General features: G+C 71.0%; 13 protein-coding genes. 3 read left to right on the top strand and 10 right to left on the bottom strand.

All coding sequences use genetic code 11. The features are described 5' to 3' along the window. Positions 1-142: 142 nt before the first annotated feature. Positions 143-2,761 (bottom strand): ABC transporter permease/substrate binding protein, encoded by a 2,619-nt coding sequence (locus tag IEZ05_RS14645; protein ID WP_189230530.1) that lies wholly within the window; start codon positions 2,759-2,761, stop codon positions 143-145. After that, a complete protein-coding gene (locus IEZ05_RS14640; RefSeq protein ID WP_189230529.1) occupies positions 2,754-3,842 on the bottom strand; it encodes a quaternary amine ABC transporter ATP-binding protein in 1,089 nt (362 codons plus the stop codon). The genes IEZ05_RS14645 and IEZ05_RS14640 overlap by 8 nt, the downstream gene beginning before the upstream one ends. A gap of 155 nt (positions 3,843-3,997) precedes the next feature. Between IEZ05_RS14640 and IEZ05_RS14635 the strand changes: the two genes are divergently transcribed. Further along, the gene (locus tag IEZ05_RS14635) at positions 3,998-4,933 is read left to right on the top strand and encodes a 5'-3' exonuclease (RefSeq protein WP_189230528.1); all 936 of its coding nucleotides are present in this window, start codon (positions 3,998-4,000) and stop codon (positions 4,931-4,933) included. A 163-nt stretch (positions 4,934-5,096) separates the two neighbouring features. Next, complete coding sequence (locus tag IEZ05_RS14630; RefSeq protein ID WP_189230527.1) at positions 5,097-5,939, top strand: siderophore-interacting protein; 843 nt, start codon at positions 5,097-5,099, stop codon at positions 5,937-5,939. A gap of 133 nt (positions 5,940-6,072) precedes the next feature. On the opposite strand, the gene IEZ05_RS14625 is transcribed toward IEZ05_RS14630, so the two are convergent. Then, positions 6,073-6,654 carry a GNAT family N-acetyltransferase gene (locus IEZ05_RS14625; RefSeq protein WP_189230526.1) on the bottom strand — a complete coding sequence of 194 codons (582 nt, stop codon included), beginning with the start codon at positions 6,652-6,654 and terminating at the stop codon, positions 6,073-6,075. 80 nt (positions 6,655-6,734) lie between these two features. Between IEZ05_RS14625 and IEZ05_RS14620 the strand changes: the two genes are divergently transcribed. Continuing rightward, entirely contained in the window at positions 6,735-7,706 is a 972-nt protein-coding gene (locus IEZ05_RS14620; RefSeq protein WP_189230525.1) for an RluA family pseudouridine synthase, read from the top strand. Here the strand turns inward: IEZ05_RS14620 and IEZ05_RS14615 are convergent. The 7 genes from IEZ05_RS14615 to tatC form a co-directional block, all read right to left on the bottom strand. Further along, on the bottom strand, positions 7,700-9,184 hold the full coding sequence (locus IEZ05_RS14615) for a cytochrome P450 (protein ID WP_189230524.1): 1,485 nt from the start codon (positions 9,182-9,184) through the stop codon (positions 7,700-7,702). The genes IEZ05_RS14620 and IEZ05_RS14615 overlap by 7 nt on opposite strands. Before the next feature lie 55 nt (positions 9,185-9,239). Continuing rightward, positions 9,240-9,860, bottom strand: a complete 621-nt coding sequence (locus tag IEZ05_RS14610) for a GTP-binding protein (protein ID WP_189230523.1) — start codon at positions 9,858-9,860, stop codon at positions 9,240-9,242. Then, the gene (locus IEZ05_RS14605) at positions 9,841-10,245 is read right to left on the bottom strand and encodes a DUF742 domain-containing protein (protein ID WP_189230522.1); all 405 of its coding nucleotides are present in this window, start codon (positions 10,243-10,245) and stop codon (positions 9,841-9,843) included. The genes IEZ05_RS14610 and IEZ05_RS14605 overlap by 20 nt, the downstream gene beginning before the upstream one ends. Next, complete coding sequence (locus tag IEZ05_RS14600; RefSeq protein ID WP_202436838.1) at positions 10,242-10,619, bottom strand: roadblock/LC7 domain-containing protein; 378 nt, start codon at positions 10,617-10,619, stop codon at positions 10,242-10,244. The genes IEZ05_RS14605 and IEZ05_RS14600 overlap by 4 nt, the downstream gene beginning before the upstream one ends. Before the next feature lie 26 nt (positions 10,620-10,645). Beyond that, entirely contained in the window at positions 10,646-12,253 is a 1,608-nt protein-coding gene (locus IEZ05_RS14595; protein WP_189230521.1) for a sensor histidine kinase, read from the bottom strand. A gap of 389 nt (positions 12,254-12,642) precedes the next feature. Continuing rightward, positions 12,643-15,450: a DEAD/DEAH box helicase gene (locus tag IEZ05_RS14590; protein WP_189230520.1), complete on the bottom strand. Its 2,808-nt coding sequence runs from the start codon at positions 15,448-15,450 to the stop codon at positions 12,643-12,645. A gap of 171 nt (positions 15,451-15,621) precedes the next feature. Then, complete coding sequence (gene tatC, locus IEZ05_RS14585; protein WP_189230519.1) at positions 15,622-16,527, bottom strand: twin-arginine translocase subunit TatC; 906 nt, start codon at positions 16,525-16,527, stop codon at positions 15,622-15,624. Positions 16,528-16,552: the final 25 nt, after the last annotated feature.

The following is a 16,552-nucleotide window of genomic DNA, read 5'->3' as shown; positions in this document are numbered from 1 at the left end:
TGGCGCTCCGTGGTTGTCCGGATCCTAACCGTGTCCCGGCGGGAACGACCCGAGGGGTGGGTCCCCGCGCTCTCGGGAAGCGCGGGGACCCACCCCTCGGGGACGCTCGGTACGGAGGCCGTACCCCAGCGGGTTCAGCCGGTCACTGCGGGGTCATCCGCTCGACCATGTCCGGGTGCTCCTTCAGCCACGCCGCCACCGCCTGCTCCTCGTGGCCCTGGCCACGGTCCTTGATCTCGGCCTCCAGGCTGCCGAGTTCGTCCTCGCTCATGTGGAAGTTCTTGATCCACTCGGTGAGCTGCGGGTACTTCCCGGGGAAGTCCTGGCTGGAGATGGTGCGGATCGTGTTGCCCTCGCCGAAGGCCTTCTTGGGGTCCTTCAGCTTGGTCAGCCCGTACTCGCTGTACGCCCAGTGCGGGGACCACAGGACGACGGCGACCGGCTCGTGCTTGGCGTAGGCCCGCTTGAGCTCGGCCAGCATCGCCGGCGTGGAGCCGTCGACGACCTCGTACTCCTTGTCCAGGCCGTAGCCCGGCATGACCTCGTCCTTGAGCAGCTGCATCTCGCCGGTGCCGGGCTCGATGCCGATGATCTTCCCGTCGAAGAGGTCGGCCTTGCCCTTGAGGTCCGCGAGGGACTTGACGTCCTTCACGTACGAGGGGACGGCGATCTCCAGGGAGGTCGGCTGGTACCAGGTGCCCAGGTCGGTGAGCTTGTCCTTGTTCTTGTCCCAGTAGTTCTTCTGGGCGTGGGGCAGCCACGCGTCGAAGTTGAGGTCGATGTCGCCGGAGGCCAGGCCGGTGTAGACCGGGCCGACGTCCATCTGCTTGAGGTTCAGCTTGTAGCCGCGCCGCTCCAGGACGTTCTTCCACAGATAGGTGACGGCGACGTCCTCGTCCCAGGGGAACCAGGCGACGTCCACGGCACGCTCGGCCTCGGGCGGGGTGGCGCCGGACCCGGAGGAGACCGGGGCCAGCTTGTCGACGACGCCCGGGTTGGCCTTCAGCCAGGTGCGGACGGCGTCCTGCTGCCCACCCTTGCCGGCCTTGTTGATCTCGGCCTCGAGGCTGGTGAGCTGCTTCTCGGTCATCGAGAAGTTCTTCAGCCACTTGCCGACGACCGGGTTCTCGGCCGCGAAGCCCTTGCGGGACAGCGTGTGCACGCCGTCGCCCTTGCCCCAGGCGCCCTTCGGGTCCTTGAGCTTCTTCAGGTCGTAGTCGTTGTACGCCCAGTGCGGCGACCAGAGCGTGGTGACGATCGGCTCCTGCTTGGCGTAGGCGCGCTTGAGCTCGGCCAGCATCGCCGGCGTGGAGCTGTCGACGACCTTGTACTCCTTGTCCAGGCCGTACTCCTTGAGCACCTTGCTCTTCAGCAGGGCCATCTCACCGGCGCTGGCCTCGATGCCGGTGATCTTGCCACCGAAGACGTCGGCCTTGCCCTTGAGGTCCTCGAGGGAGTCGACGTCCTTCATGTACGCCGGGACGGACAGCTCCAGGGACGTCTGGTCGTACCAGGCGCCGAGGTCGTCGAGCTGCTTGCCGTACTTCTTCCAGTACTGCTCGTGCGTCGTCGGCAGCCAGGAGTCGGTCTGGAAGTCGATGCTGCCCTGGGCGAGCGAGGTGTACAGCGGTCCGGCCTCGAACTGCTTGACGTCGACCTGGAAGCCGCGCTGCTCGAGGATCTCCTTCCACAGGAAGGTGGAGGCGACGCCCTCGTCCCAGGGGATGTAGCCGATGCTGACCTTCTTGCCCTGGCCGACGTTCTTGTCGGCGGCCACGGCGGGGGCGCCGCTGTCGCTTCCGCCGAAGAGGCCCATGCCGCCGGCCACCAGCGCGAGGATCACGACGCCGACTGCGGCGACCTTGGGGTGGGGCCGGTAGGACCAGATCTTCAGGCCCTGCATGCTGCGGGCCTTGGCGGCGGCACGCCGGCCGAGCGGCGAGACCTGGGTGCCCAGGGCACTGGTCATGCGGTCGAGGTAGATCGCCAGGATCACGATGGCGACGCCGGCCTCGGAACCGAGGCCCACGTTGAGCTGGCCGATGGCCTCGTTGACGTCGCCGCCGAGGCCGCCGGTGCCGACCATGCCGGCGATCGCGGCCATGGACAGGCCGAGCATGATGACCTGGTTGACGCCCGCCATCACCGTGGGCAGGGCCAGCGGGAGCTGGACGCGCAGCAGGGTGTTGCGGGGCGTGGTGCCGAAGGCCTCGGCGGCCTCGACCAGTTCCTTGTCGACCTGCCGGATGCCCAGCTCGGTCATGCGCACGCCCGGGGCGAGCGCGAAGATCAGGGTGGCGACGATGCCCGCGGAGGCACCGGTGCCGAAGAACAGGATCGCCGGGATGAGGTAGATCATCGCGGGCAGCGTCTGCATGAAGTCCAGCACGGGCCGGACGATGCCGCTGACCCGGTCGGAGCGGGCCGCCCAGATGCCCACGGGCACCGAGATGACCAGGGCGATGATCGTGGCCACGAGGACCAGCGCCAGGGTGATCATCGCGTTCTCCCACAGTTCCATGGAGACGATGAACGCGAATCCGAGGAACGTGAGGACACCGGCGACCGTGCCGCGCAGCCAGAAGGCGATGACCGCGAAGATGCCGACGAGCAGCAGCGGTTCGGGGGCCTGGAGGACGGCGTTGATGCCGTCGTAGGTGCCGGTGAAGACCGTCTTGAAGAAGTCGAAGAGCCACGCGACGTGCTCGAGCAGCCAGTCGACCGCGCTGTTGACCCAGTCGCCGAGCGGGATCCTAGGCACGGGACATCACCTTCTTCGGACCCTCTTCGCGCGGCGAGGCGCAGGTGGCGGCCTCGGCCTGCTCCTCGCCCAGGAAGGCGACGAGGCGCCGGGCCGGGACGACGCCGACGAGCCGGTCGCCGGCGTCGACGACCGCCACGGGGTGGGACACCCGGGCGCTGATCGCGCACAGTTCGGCGAACGGCGTGTCGGGCGTGGCCGTCTCGCAGTCGCAGTCGGCCTCGTCGCCGTTCAGGTCGGTGTCCATGACGGAACCGGCGGTGAGCACGCGGGAGCGGTCGACGTCCTGGGTGAAGGAGGCGACGTAGTCGTTGGCGGGACGCATGAGGATGTCCTGCGCGGTGCCTATCTGCACGATGCGGCCGTCGCGCATGACGGCGATGCGGTCGCCCAGACGCATGGCCTCGTTGAGGTCGTGGGTGATGAAGACGATGGTCTTCTTCAGCGTCTTCTGCAGCTCGATCAGCTGGTCCTGCATGTCGCGGCGGATCAGCGGGTCGAGGGCACTGAACGACTCGTCCATCAGCAGCAGGTCGGCGTCGGTGGCGAGTGCGCGGGCCAGGCCGACGCGCTGCTGCATGCCGCCGGACAGCTCGTCCGGCCACGACTTCTCCCAGCCGGCCAGGCCGCACAGGGCGAGCGCCTCGTCGGCGCGGCGTTCGCGCTCGGCGCGGGGCACGCCCTGCACTTCAAGACCGTAGGCAGCGTTGTCACGGACGCTGCGGTGGGGGAAGAGCGCGAAGTGCTGGAAGACCATGCTGATCTTCTTCGAGCGGACCTCGCGCAGCTGGCGCTCGCTGATCTCGGTCAGATCCTGGCCGCCGAAGCGGACGTGCCCGGCGGTCGGCTCCAGCAGACCGTTGAGCATGCGCAGCAGCGTGGACTTGCCGGACCCGGACAGCCCCATGACCACGAAGATCTCTCCGGGCTCCACGGTGAAGGAGGCGTCGATGACGGCGGCGGTGGCGCCGTCGGCGCGCAGCTCCTCCCGGTCGGCCGACTTGCGCAGTCGTTCGACCGCCTGGTCCGGTTTTCTGCCGAACACCTTGTACAGGTGCTCGGCCTCTAGCCTCGCTGACACGCTTACCTCTTGGCTCGGGGGCAGGGACAGGGATACGAAGCCTGGCTAACAGTTGAACGAATCAACCAGCTACGACCCGGCTGCGCGCCTGCCCCGATCGCCCCGACCCAAACACATGAGTGACCCGGCTCACACGATGTCCACCGCTCGCCCGCATGACCTGCGGCATGATGCGTGGCGTGACCGGACGACTGATGCTTCTCGACACCGCCTCCCTCTACTTCCGCGCCTACTTCGGCGTACCGGACTCCGTGAAGGCCCCCGACGGCACGCCGGTGAACGCCGTGCGCGGACTCCTCGACTTCATCGACCGCCTGGTGAAGGACCACCGGCCCGACCACCTGGTCGCCTGTATGGACGCCGACTGGCGCCCGCACTGGCGGGTGGAGCTGATCCCCTCCTACAAGGCGCACCGCGTCGCCGAGGAGCGCCCGGACACGGAGGAGGTGCCCGACACGCTGTCCCCGCAGGTTCCGGTCATCGAGGCCGTCCTCGACGCGCTCGGCATCGCCCGCGTCGGGGTGCCCGAGTACGAGGCGGACGACGTGATCGGCACCTACACCGCCCGCGCGAAGGGGCCGGTGGACATCGTCACCGGCGACCGCGACCTCTACCAGCTCGTCGACGACGCCCGCGGGGTGCGCGTGCTCTACCCGATCAAGGGCGTCGGCACGCTCCAGCTCACCGACGAGGCGGCGCTGCGCGAGAAGTACGGCGTCGACGGCCGCGGGTACGCCGATCTGGCGCTGCTGCGCGGCGACCCGAGCGACGGTCTGCCGGGCGTGGCCGGCATCGGGGAGAAGACGGCCGCCAAGCTGCTCGCCGAGTTCGGGGACCTCGCCGGGATCCTCGCCGCGGTCGACGATCCGGCGGCGAAGCTCACGCCCTCGCAGCGCAAGCGGCTGACCGAGGCCCGGCCGTACCTCGCCGTCGCTCCCAAGGTCGTCCGGGTCGCCGACGACGTCCCGCTGCCGGACATCACCACCGCGCTGCCGCACGCCCCGCACGACAAGGCCGCGCTGGACGAGCTCGCGGCCCGCTGGGGTCTGGGCGGATCCCTGGAACGCCTGCTGACCACGCTCACCGCCTGAGCCGTACCGTCGGCGCAAGCAATGCCTGCACTTGGAATCGGCACCCGGCCGAGGGGAAGCCGTACGGTGCGCCGGGGAACTCGTGGAGCGGTGGACCACGAGGCCCCGACGGGGACGGAGATGCTAACTTAGGTAAACCTAACTCAGGGACTGGGAGGCCGTCATGGCAGAGCGTCCGGGCCGCAGGCCGCGCAAGCCGCACACCGCACAGGTCGTCCGCACGGAGCGGCTGACCCCGCACATGCAGCGCGTGGTCCTCGGCGGTGAGGGACTCTCCGCGTTCTCGGCGGACACCTGCACCGACCACTATGTGAAGCTGCTGTTCCCCGCCGAGGGCGCGACCTACCCGGAGCCCTTCGACATGGAGCGGATCCGCGAGGAGTTCCCCCGCGAGCAGTGGCCGGTGACCCGGACGTACACGGTGCGCCAGTGGGACGCCGAGCACCGGGAGATGGTCCTGGACTTCGTGATCCACGGTGACGAGGGCCTGGCCGGGCCCTGGGCCAAGCGCGTCCAGCCGGGCGAGACCGTCCGCTTCATGGGGCCCGGCGGCGCCTACGCCCCCGATCCGGCCGCCGACTGGCATCTGTTCGCGGGCGACGAGAGCGCGCTGCCCGCGATCGCCCGGTCCCTGGAGGGGCTGCCCGACGGCGCCCGCGCGTTCGCCTTCGTGGAGGTCGAGGGGCCCCAGGAGGAGCAGAAGATCGACTCCGACGTGGAGGTCGTCTGGCTGCACCGCGGCGAGCGTCCGGTGGGCCAGGCCCTGGTCGAGGCCGTGCGCGGCCTCGACTTCCCCGAGGGCCGGGTGCACGCGTTCGTGCACGGCGAGGCGGGCTGCGTGAAGGAGCTGCGCAAACTGCTGCGGGTGGAGCGGGAGATCCCCCGCGAGGACCTGTCCATCTCCGGGTACTGGCGGCTCGGCCACAACGAGGACGGCTGGCAGGCGTCCAAGCGCGAGTGGAACGCCCGCGTCGAGGCGGAGCAGGAGGGCACGCCGACCGCGTAGCCGACGACGCCGGGGTACTGCGCGTCCGACCTCGTGCCGGCGGCGGTGCGGCGCGGCGCGTCACACCGGCCGCCGCGCAGCAGGCGCCAGGCGCCCGGCCCGCTGCGCCGGCCGCACGACGGGCCCTCCCCCGTCAGTCGCCGTGTACGCGCGCGTGCAGGTGCATGTCGTGCCAGCCGTCGGGGTGCAGCACCGCCCGTCGCTTGGTGCCCTCCAGGGCGAATCCGGTCTTCTCCGCGACGCGGCAGGACGCCTCGTTGGCCACGGAGTGCAGCAGCTCCAGCCGCTGGAAGCCGACCTCGTCCAGGGCCCAGCGGGCGAGCGCGGTCGTGGCGCGCGTGGCGACGCCCTGGCCGCGGGCCGCCGCCGTCGTCCAGTAGGCGACCTCGGCGACCCCGTCGCCGAGTACCACCTCCCGCAGCGCCACGCGGCCGAGGAGCCGGTCGGTCGCCGCGTCGGCGACCGCCCACTGCGGCCTCCGCTCCCGCGCCCACGCCTGCTGCCACTCGGCGATCCAGCCGCGCACCTCCTCCTCCGAGTCCGCCGCACGGATGTGCCACTGGTGCATCACCGGGTCCTGGAAGGCCGCGTGGACAGCGGGCGCGTCCTCGGTGCGCCACGGACGCAGGACCAGCCCGTCCCCGGTGGGGATCACGGGCTGCGGGGTGGAGGAGAAGGTGCCGGGCGGGAGCACGGGGCTCGTCAGATCGGGCATGACCGCCATCCTTCCCAGGACGCCGGTGCACGGACCACCCGTTTTCCGCGGCCCTCCCCCGCCTCGTACGCTGGCACCCGATGAGACGCCGTACGCCTCCCCCGCCCTCGCCCCTGCCCCAGCGCCACGGGGTGGACCCGGTGCGGGTGCGGCTGCCCGCTGCCGGGCCGTGGGCCACGGTGCGTGAGCACCTGGTGGAACGGCTGTCCGGCGCGGGCGCCGGCACGGTCGAGGGCATGTTCGACGCGGGCCGGATCGTCGGGGCCGACGGGCGGGCCGTCGCGGCGGACGCGCCGTACGAGCCCGGGATGTACGTCTGGTTCCACCGCGACCTGCCGCCGGAGGTGCCGGTGCCGTTCCCGCTGGAGGTCGTGTACCGGGACGAGCACATCGTCGTCGCCGACAAGCCGCACTTCCTGGCCACCACCCCGCGCGGCGGCCACGTCGGCGAGACCGCGCTCGCCCGGCTCCGCCGCGAGCTGGGCGTCCCCGCGCTCGGGGCCGCGCACCGCCTGGACCGGCTCACCGCCGGACTGGTGCTGTTCACGGTCCGCCCCGAGGAGCGCGGCGCCTACCAGTCCCTGTTCCGCGACCGGCGGGTGCGCAAGGAGTACGAGGCGGTCGCGCCGTACGATCCCGCGCTCGCCCTGCCCCGGACCGTGCGCAGCCGGATCGTGAAGGAACGCGGGATCCTGGCCGCCCGTCAGGTCGAGGGCGAGCCGAACGCCGTGAGCCGCGTCGAGCTGACCGAGCACCGCCGCCCGGGCCCGGCGGACGCACCGGCGCTGGGGCGGTACCGGCTGGTGCCCGCCACCGGGCAGACCCACCAGCTGCGCGTGCACATGAGCGCGCTCGGCGTCCCGATCCTCGGTGATCCCCTCTACCCCGAGGTGGCCGCGCCCGTGCCGGCCGGCGACTTCCGGCACCCGCTGCAACTGCTGGCGCGGGAGCTGGCGTTCACCGATCCGGTCACGGGGCGCGAGCACCGGTTCCTGAGCGGACGGCCCCTCGGGGCGTGGGCGGCGTACGAGGAGTGGGCCGGCGATCAGTAGCCGCGCCACCAGAGCAGGAAGCGCTGCCAGACCCCCTTGGGGCGGGCCGGCTCCGGGGGCGCCGCCGTCGCCGCGGGAGCGGAGGGCGCGGTGGGCGCGGTGGGCGCCGGGGACGCGGGTTCCGGTGCCGGCGGCACGGTGCCGACGTGCCAGGCGGCGCGCTGCTGCGGGACGTCGGTGTGGCTCGGCCGCTGTGTCACGTCCTGTTGCGGCCGCGGTTCGAACCGCACCGGCAGTTCCACCAGGTGGCGCGAGGCGATCGACGACCGCCAGCTGAGTTCGTCCTCGTCGCAGTCCAGCCGTACGTCCGGCAGCCGCATAAGCAGCGCGTCGATGCCGGCGTCCGCGATGGCACGCCCGATGTCCTGGCCGGGGCACTCGTGCGGGCCGCCGCCGAAGGCGAGGTGGGAGCGGTTGCCCTGCATGCTCGCGTCCAGGTCGGGCCGGATGCGCGGGTCGACGTTGCCCGGGGCGATGCCGAGCAGCAGTCCGTCGCCCGCGCGGATGCGCTGACCGCCCAGTTCCGTGTCCTGCTTGGCGAAGTAGGCGAAGACCGTGCTGAACGGCGGCTCGTCCCACAGGGACTGCTCGACCGCCTCGGGCACCGTCATCTGGCCACCGCTGAGCTGGGCGCGGAAGCCCGGGTCGGTGAGCACCACCCGCAGCACGTTGCCGATGAGGTTGACGGTCGCCTCGTAGGCGGCGAGCAGGACCAGCCGCAGGTGTTCCCTGACCTCGTCGTCGGTGAGTCCGGCCGGGTGGGTGACGAGGTGGCTGGCGATGTCGTTCTCGGGCCGCGCCCTGCGGGCGGCGGTGAGCCGTCCGAGGGCGTCCATGACGTAGCCGTGGCTGGCGATGGCCGTCTCGGTTCCCTTGAGCGTGTCGCGGGCGGCCTCCACCATCCGGTCGTTGTACTCGTCCGGCATGCCGAGGACCTCGCACATCACGCCCATCGGCAGGTGCTCGGCGAACTCGCCGACGAGGTCGGCGCGGCCCTCCTCGCAGAACCGGTTGACGAGGCGCTGGGTGTGCCGCGTGATGTGCCGGCGCAGCCCCCGGTAGTCGATCGTGGACATGGCCCCGGTGACCGCGCCGCGCAGCCGCTTGTGTTCGTCGCCCTCGGCGTGCGAGCAGATCGGCTGCCAGGCGATGTGCGGCATGAGCGGGTGGTCCGGCTTGACCATGCCCTCGTTGAGCGGGGTCCAGATGCGGCTGTCGCGGGAGAACTGGGCCGGGGTGCTCACCATGTGCAGGTTCTCGGCGTGCCCGAGGACCACCCACATCGGCACGTCGTCGTGGAGCAGCACGGGTGCCACCGGCCCGTACTGGCCCCGCAGCCGCTCGTAGAGCTCGTCCAGGTCTTCCGTCTCGTTCAGCCGGTGCAGTCCGCCCGGTCCGAGGCCGTGCGCGGGGCAGCCGGGAGGTGGTCCGAGCAGGGGGTCGCCCGTTCCGGTCGGGGAGTGGCGTTCAGGCGTCACAGTGTCGCTCCGCAACAGAGGTGAGGGTCAGCAGGGTGTCGGTCGGCCGCGTGGGTCAGGTGAGCGCGCCCTTCATGGCGAGGGAGTGCAGGAAGCGCATCAGCGTCATCAGGACGTCCCGGCTGGAGGCCCGGCGCCGTACGTCGCAGTCGAGGATGGGGATCTCCTCGGGCAGGTCGAGTGCGGTGCGCAGCTCCGCGACGGGGTAACGGGGCGCGTCCGGGAAGGAGTTGACGGCGACGACGAAGGGCACGCCGCGCTCCTCCAGCCGCCCCATGACGTCGAAGCTGACCTCCAGCCGGCGGGTGTCCACCAGCACCACCGCGCCGAGCGCGCCCTCGAACAGGCCGTTCCACAGGAACCAGAAACGCTCCTGGCCGGGCGTGCCGAACAGGTACAGCACCAGTTGGTCGGTGATGCTGATGCGGCCGAAGTCCATGGCCACGGTGGTGGCGGTCTTGGAGGGTGAGCCGTAGTTGTCGTCCACTCCGATGCCCGCCTGGGTCATCGTCTCCTCCGTGGTCAGCGGTCTGATCTCGCTCACGGAGCCGACCATGGTGGTCTTGCCCACGCCGAAACCGCCCACGATGACGATCTTCACGGCGGCCTCGGCGGTGTGCGGCAGCCGGTCCTCCGTCCGTGGGCCCGGAATCGTGTCAGAGCTTTTGAAGTCCATGCATCACCGCTTCGAGAAGGGATCGGTCGGCGACCTTCTGGCGGACGATCGGGGCGCGGAACTGCACCAGCTCCGCCGCCAGCAGGTCGGTGAGCAGCACGGTCACCACACTGAACGGCAGGCTCAGGTAGGCCGACAGCTCGGCTACGGACAGGGGTGCGGCACACAGCCGCAGCAGGGCCGCCTGTTCCGGCGTGGCGGACACCGGCGGGTCGGCGCGGGCCACGATCAGCGTGACCAGGTCGATGTCGGCGCGCTCGCCGCTCCCCTCCCCGCCGATGACGAAGAGCCGTTCGGGGTTGCGGAGTTCGCCTTCCTTGGGCGGCGGGCCCGCCGTGGACGGATCCTGGCCGGGAGATCGCCTCTGGCGTTGCGGAGGAGTCATACGGTCTGCCCGTTGCGCCGCGCGGGACTGGTCAGATGGGGCCCGATGCGGGCGACCAGGTCCGCCATGCTGAGGCTCATCCGCCCGGGCTCGCAGCGGACGTCGGAGAGCACCGCGAGGAAGGCGTTGGGGCCGGCGGCCATCAGGTAGAAGTAGCCGCCGTTCATCTCGATGATGACCATCTTCATCTCGCCGTCGCTGGTGGGGATCTCCTGGGCGACGGCCCCCGCCAGGCTCTGCAGGCCCGCGCAGGCCGCGGCGACCCGGTCGGCGGCGTCCGGGTCACCGGAGTAGCGGGCGATGCGCAGGCCGTCGGCGGAGAGCACCACGATCATCTCGATGCCCGGGACGCCGTCGTAGAGATCCCTGAGCATCCAGTCGAACTTGCCTTGCTGCTCGATCACTTGAGGTTCCCCTCGTCGTCGGCCGGGGCGCTGGCCGGCTGGTTGCTGGACTGCTGGTGGGCCTGGGTCAGACCCGGATGGTTCTTGAGGCCCTCCCAGAAGGCCTCGACCCACTGCCCCGGCGGGGTCGCGTCGACCGGTTCGGGTTCGGGAGCCGGCGGGATGCCGTTCCGGGCCCGCTCGGCGGCCTCCCGGGCCTCGCGCTCGGCCTCTTCGCGCTCCCAGACCGCCTGCTCGGCGAGCCGCTGGCTGAGCGGCATCTTGACCCTGCTGCGGCGCTGCGGGAGGCCGCCCGCCGTCCACTCGGTGACCTCGGGGACGTCGTCCTCGAGCGAGACCGTGGCCGGGATGCGCGGGCTGGTGGGGCGGCGCTTCTTGGGCTTGCGCTGGGGGCCGGGGAGGGCGTCGGGGCCCGGGGTGGGGATCGAGGTCGCGCCGATGCCGTGGGCGAGGCCGACGCCGGGCTCGGTGGTCATCATCTTGCTGGGCACGATGAGGATGGCGCGGACCCCGCCGTACGCGGAGGCCCGCAGCGAGACGTCCATGCCGTACTGGGTGCACAGCCGGCCGACGACGGACAGGCCCAGGCGGGGGTGGTGGCTGAGGTCCTGCACGTCCGTGCCGCGCTTGGCGTCCTCGAGCAGGCCCTCGATGCGGGCGCGGGACTCCTCGCTGAGGCTGACGCCGGCGTCCTCGATCTCGATGCACACCCCGCTCTGCACCTCGGTCGCGGTGACGTGCACCTTGGACCCGGGCGGCGAGTAGCGGGTGGCGTTGTCGAGGAGTTCCGCGGCGGCGTGGATGACCGGCTCGACCGCGGTGCCCTTGATGTTGACCTTGGCGATGGAGGCCAGGTTGATCCGGCGGTACTCGAGGATCCGGGACATGGCGCCGCGCAGCACGCTGTAGAGCGCGACCGGGTCGGGCCACTGGCGTCCGGGCCGGCCGCCGCCGATGACGGAGATCGAGTCGGCGAGGCGGCCGATCAGCGCCGTGCCGTGGTCGATGCGCAGGAGGTCGTCGAAGACCTCGGGGTTGCGGCCGTGGTCCTCCTCCATCTCGCGCAGTTCCTTGTTCTGCTGGTGGACGATCGCCTGGACGCGTCGGGCGATGTCGACGAAGGAGCGCTCGGCGGACTCGCGCATGGAGTCCTGGTGGTCGATGATCGCGCACACCTTGCGGACGAGGTGGCGCTGGGGCTCGCCGAGGTCGGCGTAGGAGGGGTCGAGTTCGGGCAGGTGCCGCACCACCTCGTCGGGGGTGTTGCCCCGGCGCATGTAGTGGATCGCGGCGGGCAGGATCTCGCCGCCGAGGCGGGCCATCTCCTCATGGTGTCCCGCCACCCGCCGTTCCAGATACGCGCTGTGACGGGCGTGTTCGGCGCGCACGGCCCGCAGGGTACGGCCCCGGCGTACCGCTTCGGCCGCCGCCGCGGTCACCAGCAGCGTGGCGACGGCGCCGCACCAGCCGACGGCGAGCCGGGCCGGTTCCGTCACCAGGGCGACGGCGGCCCCGGTCGCCGCGGCCATCAGTACGGCGGGAAGCAACAGCGTGCGCGCGTACGGAAGTTCACGGCGCCCTGGAGGGGAATCAACACTCACCATGTAGGCCCTCTGAAAACGAATCGGCGGGTATGGGGGAGCTTGCAGGGGGGTATGTCTGGGAGTTGCCGGGATCTTCGGCGCATTGGGAACAAGCGCGCGAATTCACCTCAACTCGGTGCGCTGCGGGCGAGCTTAGTCCGAGCGGATCATCGCCGTGTCATATTCGGCAAGCACCTGAAACGGGCATGGGGACTGGAGTAACCTCGGGCCCATTTGCACGCTGGGGAGCCGTTCGAACACCTGGAGTAAGGGCGTACGGGCGCGCGAAGACACGCACCGTGATGAGGGATCGTGACGCCGGGAGCCTTGACGCACGAAGGCCCGGCACGACGCGGGCCGCCCCGGGTGCCGGGGTCGGACCGCGCCCTGCCGGGCCGGTGAGGTACCGGTCAGCCCACGGACGAGTAGGCGACCACTCCGCGCAGCAGCCCCTCGACCGCCTTGCGCGCGTTCTTCGGGACCGTCGAGCCCTCGCGGGGCGCGGCCGCCGCGATCTGGCCGAGGACGTCGATGACCTGCTTGCACCAGCGCACGAAGTCACCGGCCGGCATCTCCGCCTCGCGCAGCACCTCGTCGAGGCCCTTGCCGGACGCCCACTCGTGGGCGGCCCAGGCGAAGCCGAGGTCGGGCTCGCGCTGGCCGACGCCCTCGGTCTGGCTGATCCGGAACTCCTCCTCCAGGGCGTCCAGTCGTCCCCAGATGCGCACCGTCTCGCCGAGCGCGGCCTTGGCCTTGCCGGAGGGCACCTTCGGCGCCATCGCGTCGTCGGCGACCCGCGACTCGTAGACCAGCGCCGAGACGCAGGCGGCGAGTTCGGCCGGGGACAGTCCCTCCCAGACGCCCTCGCGCAGGCACTCGCTGGCGAGCAGGTCGAGTTCGCCGTACAGCCGGGCGAGCCGCTTGCCGTGCTCGGTGACCTCGTCGGCGCGCAGGTAGTCCATCTCGGTCAGCAGGGCGACGATCCGGTCGAAGGTGCGGGCGATGGTGTTCGTCCGTCCCTCGATCCGGCGCTCCAACTGGGAGGTGTCACGCAGCAGCCGGTGGTAGCGCTCGGCCCAGCGGGCGTGGTCCTCGCGGTCGTCGCATCCGTGGCAGGGATGGGCGCGGATGGCCTTGCGCAGCCGTGCGATCTCCCGGTCGTCGGCCGCCTGGGACCGCTTCTTGCGGGCCCGCTCCGGCGGGATGTGCCCGGCCTTGGTGCGCAGCGCGGAGGCGAGGTCCCGGCGGGACTGCGGTGAGCGCGGGTTGAAGGACTTCGGGATCCGCATCCGCTCCAGCGCCTCGACGGGCACCGGGAAGTCCATCGACGCCAGCCGCTTGACCTGCCGTTCGGCGGTCAGCACCAGCGGGCGGGGCCCGTCGTGGTGCTCGAAGCCGCGGTGGCCGTTGGTACGTCCGGCGGGCAGGCCCGGGTCCAGCACCAGGGCGAGACCGGCGTACTTGCCCGTCGGCACGTGGATGACGTCGCCCGGCTTCAGCTTCTCCAGCGCCACGGCGGCCTCGGCGCGCCGCTGGGCCACGCCCTGCCGGGCCAGCTCGGTCTCGCGGTCCTTCAGCTCGCGGCGCAGCCGCGCGTACTCGTCGAAGTCGCCGAGGTGGCAGGTCATGGAGGCCTTGTAGCCCTCCAGTCCCTCTTCGTTGCGCTGGACCTGCCGGGAGATCCCGACGACCGACTTGTCCGCCTGGAACTGCGCGAAGGAGGTCTCCAGCAGCTCCCGCGAGCGGTGCCGGCCGAACTGCTCGACCAGGTTGACCGCCATGTTGTACGACGGCCTGAAGCTGGAGCGCAGCGGGTACGTGCGGGTCCCGGCCAGTCCGGCGAGGTGCTCGGGGCTCATGCCGCGCTGCCACAGCACGACGGCGTGGCCCTCGACGTCGATGCCGCGCCGGCCGGCCCGGCCCGTGAGCTGTGTGTACTCGCCGGGGGTGATGTCGGCGTGCTGCTCGCCGTTCCACTTGACCAGCTTCTCCAGCACCACCGAACGGGCGGGCATGTTGATGCCGAGGGCGAGGGTCTCGGTGGCGAAGACGGCCTTGACCAGGCCGCGCACGAAGAGTTCCTCGACGACCTCCTTGAAGGTCGGCAGCATGCCCGCGTGGTGGGCGGCGATGCCCCGCTCCAGACCCTCCAGCCACTCGTAGTAGCCCAGGACGTGCAGGTCCTCGGTGGGGATGGAGGCGGTGCGCTCCTCGACGAGGGCGCGTACCTCCGCGCGCGCCTCGTCGTCGTTCAGCCGCAGTCCGGCGTACAGGCACTGCTGGACGGCGGACTCGCAGGCGGCGCGGCTGAAGATGAAGGTGATCGCGGGCAGCAGCCCCTCGGAGTCGAGCCGCTCGATGACCTCGGGCCGGCCCGGCGTCCAGATGCGGGAGCGCTGCCGGCGCTCGCGCTCGCGGTCGGCCTCACGCATGTGCCGGCCACGGCGGCGGTCCTGGTACGAGGGGCGGGTCGCCTCCATGCGTGCCATGCGCATGAGATCGGGGTTGACGGCCTTCTTGTGGCCCTCGCCCTCCTCGAACAGGTCGTACATGCGGCGCCCGGCCAGCACGTGCTGGAACAGCGGCACCGGACGGTGTTCGGAGACGATCACCTGGGTGTCGCCGCGCACCGTGTCCAGCCAGTCGCCGAACTCCTCGGCGTTCGACACGGTCGCCGACAGCGACACCAGGGTCACCGACTCGGGGAGGTGGATGATCACTTCCTCCCACACGGCGCCGCGGAAGCGGTCGGAGAGGTAGTGCACCTCGTCCATCACCACATAGCCGAGGCCGAGGAGGGTCTGCGATCCGGCGTACAGCATGTTCCGCAGGACCTCGGTGGTCATCACGACCACCGGGGCGTCGGAGTTCACGCTGTTGTCGCCGGTGAGCAGGCCCACCTTGTCGGCGCCGTAGCGGCGGCAGAGGTCGGCGAACTTCTGGTTCGACAGGGCCTTGATGGGTGTCGTGTAGAAACACTTCTTGCCCTGCTGGAGGGCGAGGTGGACGGCGAACTCGCCGACGATCGTCTTGCCGGAACCGGTGGGCGCGGCGACCAGCACGCCCTTGCCGGCCTCGAGTGCCTGGCAGGCCTCGATCTGGAAGGGGTCGAGGCCGAAGTCGTACATCTCGCGGAAGGACGCGAGCGCGGTGGCCTGCTCGGCAGCGCGCTGACGTGCTGCCGCGTACCGCTCGGCCGGTGAGAGATCCTCTGTCATCGTACTTTCGAGCGTACCGGGCCCCACTGACAACAGGACGATCTTTATCCGACCCGGGCCCGGATACCGCCGTCCCGCCCGGGATGTGACGTTCGTCCTCGGAGCCCCACGCGTGAGGGGCCGGACGGTGGTCCGTCCGGCCCCTCACGTGTACCGCTGTCGCGGCCGGGGTCAGGTCACGTCGTCGTAGCCGTTGTACCGGGCCGACGGGGTGCCGTCGACGGACCCGCTCGCCTGCTGGGGCAGGGCCCGCGCCGCCGTCACGGGTTCGATCTCGTCGACCGGTTCCGGCGTGAGGTCGAGCGGGGACGCCTCGTCGTCGTCGAGTTCGGCGTCGGGGTCGGCGCGCCGCCGGCGCTTGTCGTTGAGCACGGCGAACCCGACCGCCATGAAGTACAGGACCACGATCGGCCCCGCGAGCGCGATCATGCCGACGGGGTCGGTGGTGGGCGTGGCCACGGCGCCGAAGACGAAGACGCCCATCACGATGCCGCGCCACCAGCCGGCCATCCTGCGCCCGGTGACGACACCGGCGGCATTGAGCATGACGAGCACCAGGGGCAGCTCGAAGGCACCGCCGAAGATGAGGATCATCCGGACGATGAAGTCCAGGATCTTGTCCATCGGCAGGATGTTCGCCGAACCGTCCGGCGTGATCCCCAGCAGCACGCGCATGCTGACGGGCATGATCGTGTACGCGAGCCAGCCACCGCCCAGGAAGAGGGGTACGGCCGCCGCCACGAACCAGTACGTGTACTTCCGCTCGTGCTTGTGCAGACCCGGCGCCACGAACGCCCAGAGCTGGTAGAGCCAGACCGGGCTGGAGATGACGATGCCCGCCATGAGGCACACCTTCACCGTGGTGGTGAAGGGCGACAGCAGGTCGGTGTAGGCGATGACGGCGCAGGCGCCGCCGGTCGACTCACCCAGCCCGTCGGTACAGCGCGGCACGGGGTCCATGAGGAAGGTCATCAGCTGCTGGCTGTAGAAGACCGCCACCACGGTGACGACCGTGATCGCCAGCATGCCTTTCGCGAGCCGGTTGCGCAGCTCGCGCAGGTGCTCCACGAGGGGCATCCGCCCCTCGGGATCCTTCTCTCTC

It is taken from the genome of Streptomyces flaveolus (genome assembly GCF_014648815.1).
Lineage (GTDB): Bacteria > Actinomycetota > Actinomycetes > Streptomycetales > Streptomycetaceae > Streptomyces > Streptomyces flaveolus.
Note: the sequence above shows the minus strand (reverse complement) of the source record. Positions and strands in the feature narration are given on the sequence as shown.

Bases quoted from the DNA above. Each gene is read 5' to 3' on its own strand.
- IEZ05_RS14590 (WP_189230520.1), bottom strand. From the start codon at position 15,450: ATGACAGAGGATCTCTCACCGGCCGAGCGGTACGCGGCAGCACGTCAG.
- IEZ05_RS14625 (WP_189230526.1), bottom strand. From the start codon at position 6,654: ATGCCCGATCTGACGAGCCCCGTGCTCCCGCCCGGCACCTTCTCCTCC.
- IEZ05_RS14620 (WP_189230525.1), top strand. From the start codon at position 6,735: ATGAGACGCCGTACGCCTCCCCCGCCCTCGCCCCTGCCCCAGCGCCAC.
- IEZ05_RS14600 (WP_202436838.1), bottom strand. From the start codon at position 10,619: ATGCTCAGGGATCTCTACGACGGCGTCCCGGGCATCGAGATGATCGTG.
- tatC (WP_189230519.1), bottom strand. From the start codon at position 16,527: ATGCCCCTCGTGGAGCACCTGCGCGAGCTGCGCAACCGGCTCGCGAAA.
- IEZ05_RS14630 (WP_189230527.1), top strand. From the start codon at position 5,097: ATGGCAGAGCGTCCGGGCCGCAGGCCGCGCAAGCCGCACACCGCACAG.
- IEZ05_RS14595 (WP_189230521.1), bottom strand. From the start codon at position 12,253: ATGGTGAGTGTTGATTCCCCTCCAGGGCGCCGTGAACTTCCGTACGCG.
- IEZ05_RS14605 (WP_189230522.1), bottom strand. From the start codon at position 10,245: ATGACTCCTCCGCAACGCCAGAGGCGATCTCCCGGCCAGGATCCGTCC.
- IEZ05_RS14610 (WP_189230523.1), bottom strand. From the start codon at position 9,860: ATGGACTTCAAAAGCTCTGACACGATTCCGGGCCCACGGACGGAGGAC.
- IEZ05_RS14635 (WP_189230528.1), top strand. From the start codon at position 3,998: ATGACCTGCGGCATGATGCGTGGCGTGACCGGACGACTGATGCTTCTC.